This is a genomic window from Citrobacter sp. XY323 (assembly GCF_025106035.1).
GTDB classification, from domain to species: domain Bacteria; phylum Pseudomonadota; class Gammaproteobacteria; order Enterobacterales; family Enterobacteriaceae; genus Citrobacter; species Citrobacter braakii.
In genome coordinates this window covers 1-1,088 of sequence record NZ_JANYUK010000036.1, presented here as the reverse complement: position 1 = coordinate 1,088, position 1,088 = coordinate 1, and the positions used below count along the sequence as shown (strand labels likewise).

1 protein-coding gene is annotated in these 1,088 nt (G+C 53.1%); it reads left to right on the top strand.

All coding sequences use genetic code 11. From position 1 onward, the window contains the following. On the top strand, positions 1-1,086 hold a 1,086-nt coding region (tuf, locus tag N0B36_RS24360; RefSeq protein WP_131348470.1), incomplete at its 5' end, for an elongation factor Tu. Between the last annotated feature and the right edge of the window lie 2 nt (positions 1,087-1,088).

The following is a 1,088-nucleotide window of genomic DNA, read 5'->3' as shown; positions in this document are numbered from 1 at the left end:
ACCGTACTGGCTAAAACCTACGGCGGTGCTGCTCGTGCATTCGACCAGATCGATAACGCGCCGGAAGAAAAAGCTCGTGGTATCACCATCAACACTTCTCACGTTGAATATGACACCCCGACTCGCCACTACGCACACGTAGACTGCCCGGGCCACGCCGACTATGTTAAAAACATGATCACCGGTGCTGCGCAGATGGATGGCGCGATCCTGGTTGTTGCTGCGACTGACGGCCCGATGCCGCAGACTCGTGAGCACATCCTGCTGGGTCGTCAGGTAGGCGTTCCGTACATCATCGTGTTCCTGAACAAATGCGACATGGTTGATGACGAAGAGCTGCTGGAACTGGTAGAAATGGAAGTTCGTGAACTTCTGTCTCAGTACGATTTCCCGGGCGACGACACTCCGATCGTTCGTGGTTCTGCTCTGAAAGCGCTGGAAGGCGAAGCAGAGTGGGAAGCGAAAATCATCGAACTGGCTGGCTTCCTGGATTCTTACATCCCGGAACCAGAGCGTGCGATTGACAAGCCGTTCCTGCTGCCTATCGAAGACGTATTCTCCATCTCCGGTCGTGGTACCGTTGTTACCGGTCGTGTAGAGCGCGGTATCATCAAAGTTGGTGAAGAAGTTGAAATCGTTGGTATCAAAGAGACTGCTAAGTCTACCTGTACTGGCGTTGAAATGTTCCGCAAACTGCTGGACGAAGGCCGTGCTGGTGAGAACGTTGGTGTTCTGCTGCGTGGTATCAAACGTGAAGAAATCGAACGTGGTCAGGTACTGGCTAAGCCGGGCTCTATCAAGCCGCACACCAAGTTCGAATCTGAAGTGTACATTCTGTCCAAAGATGAAGGCGGCCGTCATACTCCGTTCTTCAAAGGCTACCGTCCGCAGTTCTACTTCCGTACTACTGACGTGACTGGTACCATCGAACTGCCGGAAGGCGTTGAGATGGTAATGCCGGGCGACAACATCAAAATGGTTGTTACCCTGATCCACCCAATCGCGATGGACGACGGTCTGCGTTTCGCAATCCGTGAAGGCGGCCGTACTGTTGGTGCGGGCGTTGTTGCTAAAGTAATGAGCTAATT